The 8,453-nt window shown below is 70.7% G+C and carries 5 protein-coding genes and 1 pseudogene; 5 read left to right on the top strand and 1 reads right to left on the bottom strand.

What is annotated here, in order from left to right:
• The 3 genes and pseudogenes from R6V09_RS39660 to R6V09_RS39650 all read left to right on the top strand — a co-directional run.
• Positions 1-238, top strand: a pseudogene (locus R6V09_RS39660) (beta-galactosidase); the annotation flags it as partial.
• Between the two features lie 56 nt (positions 239-294).
• A complete protein-coding gene (locus tag R6V09_RS39655; RefSeq protein ID WP_317886334.1) occupies positions 295-2,049 on the top strand; it encodes an RICIN domain-containing protein in 1,755 nt (584 codons plus the stop codon).
• A gap of 10 nt (positions 2,050-2,059) precedes the next feature.
• The gene (locus tag R6V09_RS39650) at positions 2,060-2,494 is read left to right on the top strand and encodes an NUDIX hydrolase (protein ID WP_317886333.1); all 435 of its coding nucleotides are present in this window, start codon (positions 2,060-2,062) and stop codon (positions 2,492-2,494) included.
• Between the two features lie 56 nt (positions 2,495-2,550).
• On the opposite strand, the gene R6V09_RS39645 is transcribed toward R6V09_RS39650, so the two are convergent.
• Positions 2,551-3,588: a medium chain dehydrogenase/reductase family protein gene (locus R6V09_RS39645; RefSeq protein WP_317886332.1), complete on the bottom strand. Its 1,038-nt coding sequence runs from the start codon at positions 3,586-3,588 to the stop codon at positions 2,551-2,553.
• Positions 3,589-3,739: 151 nt separating this feature from the next.
• Here R6V09_RS39645 and R6V09_RS39640 point away from each other — a divergent pair, with 151 nt between their 5' ends.
• Both R6V09_RS39640 and R6V09_RS39635 read left to right on the top strand, forming a co-directional pair.
• Positions 3,740-4,399: a TetR/AcrR family transcriptional regulator gene (locus R6V09_RS39640; protein ID WP_317886331.1), complete on the top strand. Its 660-nt coding sequence runs from the start codon at positions 3,740-3,742 to the stop codon at positions 4,397-4,399.
• Between the two features lie 205 nt (positions 4,400-4,604).
• Entirely contained in the window at positions 4,605-8,279 is a 3,675-nt protein-coding gene (locus tag R6V09_RS39635) for an nSTAND1 domain-containing NTPase (protein WP_317886330.1), read from the top strand.
• Positions 8,280-8,453: the final 174 nt, after the last annotated feature.

Below are 8,453 nucleotides of genomic sequence, written 5' to 3'. Positions count from 1 at the left end.
GGCCGCCCGCAGCGGGTGGGGCGACCTGCCGGCGTCCGTCACGGCGACGACCGGCACCTCGCTCGACGGCCGCCGGGTGCACATCGTCCACAACTGGAGCTGGGAGCACGCCCGTTCGGCGGTTCCGGTCGATCTCGTCGACGCGCTGAGCGGAACGTCTCTTCCCGCGGGCGCGGTGCTGGAGCTCGGCCCGTGGGACGTACGCGTACTCGTTTCCCCGAAGGACTCGAAGGAGTAGCCGTGCAGAGAAGCAGAGCAGTGAAGGCGCTGGGTACGTTCGTCGGGGCAGCCGCGATGCTGGCGATACCGATGGCCACCAGCGCGCAGGCGTACAACCCGACAGGCGGAATCCTCTACCAGCTCGGCAGCGAACCGTGCTTGAAGGGGCGGGGCAACTGCGCCGTCTACCCGAAGTCCGCGCAACTGCCCGGCGGACGCCTGGTCGCGTCGTTCGAGAAGTCCACCGTCGTACCGGCGACGGGCAGCGCCGACGCACAGACGCTCCCGGTCTACAAGAGCGACGACCACGGGACGAGTTGGCAGCCACTGTCCGAGGTCAAGGCTCCGGCGTATCTCTCGAAGGACCCCAAGTACGCGAAGTACACCAGCAATTGGACCAACCCCTACCTCTACACGCTTCCACGGAACGTCGGAAAGCTGAAGCGGGGCACGCTGCTCCTCGCCAGTGTCGTGTCGGGCGACGACCAGTACTACAAGGAGCACAAGGCGGCCGACCCCAACTGGACGCCCGCCAACGACGGTGACCGCAGCGACCTCGCCATCGCGCTGTACTCCAGCACTGACCAGGGCGCGTCGTGGAAGGTCGTCAATGTCGTCGCGACCGGCGGTTGGCAGGGCGGCAGCGCGGGCGCGATCGGGCAGAACGTCGCCACAGCCAACACGGACAAGCAGGTGGATCCCCTCTGGGAGCCCTATCTGATGGTCTACAACGGCAAGTTGGTCTGCTACTACTCCGACGAGAACGACTACACAGGCTTCGACGCGACCACCGGAGTCCCGACGCCCGACCCGTCCAACGACACCGCCACGGACTCGCACGGACAGATCCTCGCCCACAGGACCTGGGACGGTCGCAGCGCGAAGTGGAGCGGACCCGTCGTCGACGTCGCGGGACCGACCCAGAACATGGGCGGCGGCAAGACGGAGATCGGCGGCGGGCGGCCGGGCATGACGAACGTAGTGCGGACCACGGACGGCAAGTGGCTCCTGACGTACGAGTATTGGGGCGGCGGAGCCAACACCCGGTACCTGCTCGCCGACAACCCGCTTGAGTTCTACCGGGGTTCGGCGACCGGTGGGGCCGTCACCTCACTGCCGGTCGACACCGGCTCCCATGCGCTCGCGACAGGCGGCAGCCCGGTCGTCATCAGGCTGCCCGACGGAGGCCTGGTCTACAACGCGGCGAGCAGCGGCAACGTCTGGGTGAACAAGAGCGGCCGTAGCGACGGAGTCTGGAAGGAGTACCAGACGACCTCGCGGGCCGGATACAGCCGCGATCTGCAGTACGTCGACGGCACCGGCCGTGTCGCGATCCTCAACAACCAGGGCACCTCGACGATCGCTTACGCCGAGGTCGACCTCGGACGGTCGAAGGGCGCCTACCACCAGTTGGTGAACCGGAAGACCGGCCAGGTGATCGGTACCGGCGGCAGGACGAACGACGCGAACATCGGCAACGGGGATGTTCCCGATGTCGTCCTGGAGGACCGCGGCTCAGCTGCGAACCCGGACACCCAGTACTGGCATCTGGTGACCGAGCCGAACGGCGGTGTGACGCTGCTGAACAAGTCGGGCGGCCGTGCGGCGGCGATCTGGACGGGCAATGCGACGGTCGGTCAGCGGATCGGGCAGTGGGTCGACAACAGTGCCACCGGCAGCTGGAACCTGGTCAAGACCGGTGACGGGTTCTACACCTTGCAGTCCGTCAAGAACACGAGCCTGTACCTGACCGGTGCGTCCGACGGGGCGCCGCTGACCCTGCAGAACGCGGTGACGGACGGCTCGCAGGACTGGAAGCTCCTCCCATAGGCTCCGGCCCATGAGGGTTCGTCACAAGGCGCGTGTCGTGCTGCTCGACGACGGTCATCTGGTGTTCCTGAAGCGGGGTTGGCCCGGTGGCGATCCGTACTGCACGACGGTCGGCGGGAGCGTCGAGCCCGAGGACGCGGATCTCGAAGCGGCCCTGCGGCGCGAGGCGATGGAGGAGATCGGGGCCACGATCGGTCCCGCGACTGAAATCCTGACTCTGACCGAGCCGCGCGGGAGGACCACCGTCGTACAGCACTACTTCCTCGCCGACCTGGTGGACATGGACCCGGGCCGCCGCCACGGTCCCGAACTCGACGATCCCGACACGGGTGACTTCGAGCCGGTCAGGGTCGCACTGAGCCGTCCGGCCGTGGCAGCCCTCAACCTCCAGCCGACCGAGCTGGCCGACTATGTGCTCGGGCATCTCGACGCGTGGGGCGCCTGACAGCCGGCCCGCCGTCACAACACCTTTCCGGGTGGGGGAGAGGGAGTTGGCGCACGTCACGGTGTCAGGACGACCTTGCCCGCGACCGTGCCGGACTCGGCCAGGCGCAGGGCGTCGGAGACGCGGGCGAGCGGCAGTCGGGCCGCGATCTGCGGTGTGACCTCACCGCGCTCGACGGCCGCGAAGACCTGTGAGAGGTCGGCGCGCAGCTGGGCGCGGAACCGGTTCTTGTTCAGGGCGCGCCCGGCCCAGACGTTGAAGAAGTAGGCGTGGCGGCCGTTGGGCAGCGCGTTCCACGTCCAGACGCGGCCGAGGATCTTGAGCACGGGCAGCTGCTTGGAGCCCTCGTCGTCGCGGGTGGAGGCGCTGCCGTAGGAGACGAGCGTGCCGCCGGGGGCGAGGAGGTGCCAGGAGCGGACGACGCTCGGGCCGCCGACGTGGTCGAAGACGGCGTCCACCCCGCGCGGGGCGAGGTCGCGGACCCGTGCGGCGAGGTCAGGGGTGCGGTAGTCGATGGGCTCGACACCCTGGTCGCGCAGTGCGTCGTGGTGGCGCGGTGACGCCGTGCCGATCACGTGCACGCCCGCCGCGCGGGCGAGTTGGACCAGGACCGTGCCGACGCCGCCGTTGGCGCCGTGCACCAGGATCGTCTGGCCCGCGCGGACACGGGCCTTGCGGTGCAGCATCTGCCAGGCGGTGATGCCGTTGACCACCACTGTCTCGGCCTCGGCCGCGCCGACCCCGGCCGGCACCGGCACCACGTCAGCCGCGTCTACCAGGACATGGCTGGCCCAGCCGCCGACCTTCAGCAGCGCGGCCACCCGGGTGCCGACCAGGCCCGGTTCCACGCCGGCGCCGGTGCTCTGGACCGTACCGACCAGGTCGTAGCCGGGGACGAAGGGGAACGGGGGCTGGTCGTAGTACCGGCCGCGACGCATCTGCTGCTCGGCGAAGGAGACCCCGGTCGCCTCCATCCGGATCACGACCTGGCCGGGGCCCGCGACGGGGACGGCTCCGTGCCGGACCTCCAGGCCCTCCGGCTCGACCTTGCCCGGCAGGACGACCTCGACGAGTGCGTCGGTGGTGTTGTTCATGGCGACCTCCACTGTGAGCTGCGGTGAGCTATGGGCTTTCGTGTTCGTTATAAGTTGTAACGCACACTAGAAGGGGTCGTCAAGTGCAATCGTGATACCTTCTAACTGAAGCTTGAGTGTGTAGTCCTGCGGGTGTGGAAGGTGGCCGGTCATGGCGGAAACAGGCACGAGGACTCCGCGTGAGCGCTACCGCGACCAGGTGCGTACGGAGATCAAGGACCACGCGCGGGAGCAGATCGCCACGGCGGGCGCCTCCGCGCTCTCCCTCAACGGGATCGCCAAGCGGATGGGCATGAGCGGCCCCGCGCTCTACCGGTACTTCGCCAGCCGGGACGACCTGATCACCGAGCTCGTCCGGGACGCGTACCGCAGCCTCGCCGACACCTTCCGCACGGCCGCCGAGACCGGCCCCGACCTGCCCGGACTGGCCCACACCCTGCGGGCGTGGGCCCTCGACGACCCCCAGCGGTACTTCCTTGTCTACGGCACCCCCGTCCCCGGCTACCACGCGCCCGACGACATCACCGGCATCGCGTCCGAGATCATGACGACCCTGCTGGACGCCTGCGTCGCCGCAGCACAGGCGGACGGTCCCGCGACGCCGTTCGAGGCGCATATCGCGGACCACCGCGACTGGGCGGGCGATCGCCCCGCCCCTCCCGCGGCCCTCCATCTGGCCCTGACCTTCTGGACCCGCCTGCACGGCGTCCTGTCCCTGGAACTCGCGGGCCACTTCACCGGCATGGGCTTCGACCCGGCCCAGCTTTTCGCGTCCGAACTGGCGGGGCTGGTGGAGCACCGGGGGGAGTGAGGCCCACGCTGCCCAACTCCCCATCCACGTGCGACAGTTCCTATTGATTGGCGGCTCGGGAAGGGCTGCCAATCAACTTCCGGCCCGGTGAGACTCGGTGCAGTGGGGGGAGGCCGTCCCGCGTCCCCTTGGGGGAGGGGCGCGGGACGTTCGGTCGGCCGCGGAGGGGCACGGAAGGTAGCAGAGGCCGTTGGGGGCGATCGGCATGGGGCGTCCGGAAAGTCCGCTGGATCCTGAGGCCGGGCCGGTGCAGCGGCTGGCGCACGAGTTGCGTCAACTGCGGCAGGAGGCCGGGGGGATCACTTATCGGGTGATGGCCGGCCGGGTGGACTTCTCGGCGGCCACGCTGTCGGAGGCGGCGGCCGGCGAACGCCTTCCATCCCTGGCCGTCGTCCTTGCCTACGTCCGGGCCTGTGGCGCGGATTCCGGTGAGTGGGAAGGGCGTTGGCGGCGGGCGGCCGAGGAGGAGGCCGGGCGGCCCGAGGAGGACGAGGGGGGCACGCCACCGTACCGGGGGCTGGCCCGGTTCGAGCCGGGCGACAGTGGTCGCTTCTTCGGGAGGGATCAACTGGTCGCAGATCTGGCGGAGTTGGCGCTCGACAACCGGTTCGTGGCCGTCGTCGGGACATCCGGGAGCGGCAAGTCGTCCCTGCTGCGGGCCGGTCTGGTCCCGGCGTTGCGTGGTGAGGCCTGGCCGGGTGTCCGCCCGGTGGCCGTACGCATCCTCACGCCCGGGGAACATCCGGATCGCGGTCATGCCCGGGCGCTGGCTCCTGCCGAGAGTGCGGGGGACGGGGACACGTGGGTGATCGTGGACCAGTTCGAGGAGGTCTTCACGCTCTGTCAGGACTCCGCCGAGCGGGCCCGTTTCCTGGACCGGCTGCTGGCGGCCTCCCGGCCCGGCGGGCGGCTGAGGGTGGTGATCGCGATGCGCGCGGACCTCTACGGGCGGCTCGGTGAGCACCGCGGCCTCGCGGACGCGCTACGCGGTGCGAGCCTGCTCGTCGCCCCGATGAGCACGGGTGAACTGCGTGAGGCCGTCGTCAAACCCGCCACGGCCCAGGGCCTGACCGTCGAGCGGGCCCTGACCGACCGGATCGTCGCGGACGTGTCCGACCGGCCCGGCGGGCTTCCGCTGATGTCCCACGCGCTGCTGGAGACCTGGCGCCGCCGCCGTGGCCGCACGCTGACTCTCAAGGGGTACGAGGCCGCCGGCGGTGTCCGGGGTGCGATCACGCAGACCGCTGAGGACCTCTACGGCAGCCTCTCCCCGCGGGAGGCCGTGCTCGCCCGCCAGGTGATGCTGCGGTTGATCGCTCCGGGCGAGGGCAGCGACGACGCCGGCCGTCCCGCTCGCCGCGCGGAGCTCGACGCCGACGGCACCGGCGACACGGCCGTCGTACTGGACCGGTTGGCCCGGGCCCGGCTGATCACCCTCGACGACGACACCGTCGACCTCGCCCACGAAGCGCTGATCACCGCGTGGCCCCGGCTGCGCGAATGGATCGACCGGGACCGCGAGGTGTTGCGCCGGCACCGATTACTCACCGAAGCCGCCCTCGCCTGGGAGCAGTTGGACCGCGACGCCGGTGCCCTGTACCGAGGGGCCCGGCTGACCGCGGCCGAGGAAGCCTTCGCCGCCACCGACAGGGCCGGCCAACTCACCTCGCTGGAGCGGGCGTTCTTCACGGCGAGCCTTCAGGCCCGGGAGGCGGAGGAGCGCGTGGCGGCTCGTGCGACCCGCCGACTGCGGTCCCTGATCGCGGCGTTGGCCGCGCTGCTCGTGGTAGCGGTCATAGCCGCCGGGCTGGCGTTCGACCAGCGGCAGGGCGCCGTCAGCGCGCAGCGCACGGCGCTGTCCCGTCAACTCGCCGCCCAGTCGGCGGCGTTGCTGGACACCAACCCCGATTTGGCCTCGCTGCTCGCGGTCCAGGCATACCGCACGAACCCCAGCGCCGAGGCCGTCGGCAGTCTGTATACGGCTGCCGCGTTGCCGCTGCGCCACAGCATGACCGTCGGCGGCAAGGTGCGGTGGGTGGCGTTCAGCCCGGACGGCCGAACCCTGGCCACCGCGAGCGCCGACGAGACGGTGCGGCTGTGGGACACCGCCACCGGCACGCTGCGGGTCACGCTCGCCGGCCACACCGGGCCCGTCCGGTCGGTGGCGTTCAGTCGGGACGGCCGCACCCTGGCCGATGGCGGGGAGCACGGCCTTGAGCTCTGGGACGTGGCCACGGGCACGATCCGCGCCAGGCTCTCCAGCCACGGCTTCGTAGCCGGGATGGCGTTCAGTCCCGACGGCCGTACGATCGCGGCCGCCTCGGGCACGACGGTGAGCCTGTGGGACGTGGCCTCCCGGAAGACGCGTGCCACGCTCAAGGGCCACACCGACACCGTCTGGTCAGTGGCGTTCAGTCCCGACGGCCTTTTCCTGGCCACCGGCGGCAACGACGGCACCGCACGGCTGTGGGACGCGGCGACCGGGAAGGCGCGGGCCGTCCTGCACGGCAATGGCGGCCAGGTGAGCTCCTTGGCCTTCAGTCCCGACGGGCAGACCCTCGCCGGCATCGTCGGCTACACCGTCCGGACCTGGCCGGTACGGGCAGCACTGTCTCCCCACGGCGTGAGCGGTACCGGCCACGTCCTGCTCTCCAACCACCCCGGCGCGGAGTGGTCGCTGGCCTTCAGTCCGGACGGCCGCACCCTGGCCACCACCGGGTACGACAAGACACTGCGGCTGACGAACTTGGCCACCGACGAGACCCGGTTCATCATCACCGGACACACAGGGGGAGTGAACTCGGTGGCCTTCAGCCCCGACGGCCGCACCCTGGCCACCGGCAGCGACGACCGCACGGCCCGGCTGTGGAGGCTGGACACCGGACAGGCCCGCACCACTCTCAGCAGCCGTACAGGCTCCATCATTTCCACGGCTCTCAGCCCCGACGGCCGCACCCTGGCCACCGGCGGTGACGACGGGAAAACCCGCCTGTGGAACACGGCCACCGGGACCCTCCGTGCCACCCTCGTCGGCCACACCGCGCCCGTGCAGTCGGTGGAGTTCAGCCCGGACGGCCGCACTCTTGCCACGGGCAGCATCGACGGGACCGTACGGCTGTGGGATGTGCGTACGGCAAGATCCCGTCTGGTCCTGCCCTACACGGCCGTCGTCATGTCGGTCGCCTTCACCCCGGACGGCCGCGGTCTGATCGCCCGTTACAACAACCGCCTGAACGAACTGCGGCAGTGGGACACGACCACAGGCAAGGGGCGCACTCTCACCACCCGGCACACCAAAGCCATCTGGTCCGTGGCCGTCAGCCCTGACGGGCGCACCCTGGCAACCGGCTCGAACGACAACACGATCCAGCTCCAGAACCTCGCCACCGGCACCATCCTGGCCACCCTCACCGGCCACACCGGCGGTGTCCTGGCGCTCGCCTTCAGCCCCGACGGACGGACCCTCGCCAGCGGCGGCGCGGACCGCACCATACGCCTGTGGGACGCCTCCACCGGGAAGCAGCGGGCTGTTCTGAGCGGCCACGGCGACCGGGTGCGGGCGGTGGCCTTCAGTGCCGACGGCCGCACCGTGGCCAGTGGCAGCGACGACGGCACCGCGCGTCTGTGGGACGTGGCCACGGGAAGGCTGCGGGCCACGTTGACCGGCCACGTCGACTCCGTGCCTTACGTGGCTTTCAGCCCCGACGACCGCACCCTCGCCACCGGAGGCGAGGACGGAACCGCCCGCCTGTGGAGCCTGGCACTGCTGGACCCACGGCAGGCCATCGACAAGATCTGCGCCGCCGTGCGCCGAGGCCTCACGCCGCTGGAACAGTCCACCTACCTCGACGGCCGCCGAGACACGGCCTGCCCCACCTGAACCATGACTACAGCGCGGGCGTCGCGCACCTGACCGCCCGCTGACCCGACCGGCTGGCTCCACCGACCCCGACGGTGTGGCGGCGCCGTCGCGAAGGCCGGGTTGGGGACACTCGCCGTCCGGCGCCGCGCGGGCGGCGGGTTCCCTGTCTGGCTGGAGAAACGTGGTGCGACT

It is taken from the genome of Streptomyces sp. W16 (genome assembly GCF_033194735.1).
Taxonomy (GTDB): Bacteria; Actinomycetota; Actinomycetes; order Streptomycetales; family Streptomycetaceae; genus Streptomyces.
Note: the sequence above shows the minus strand (reverse complement) of the source record. Positions and strands in the feature narration are given on the sequence as shown.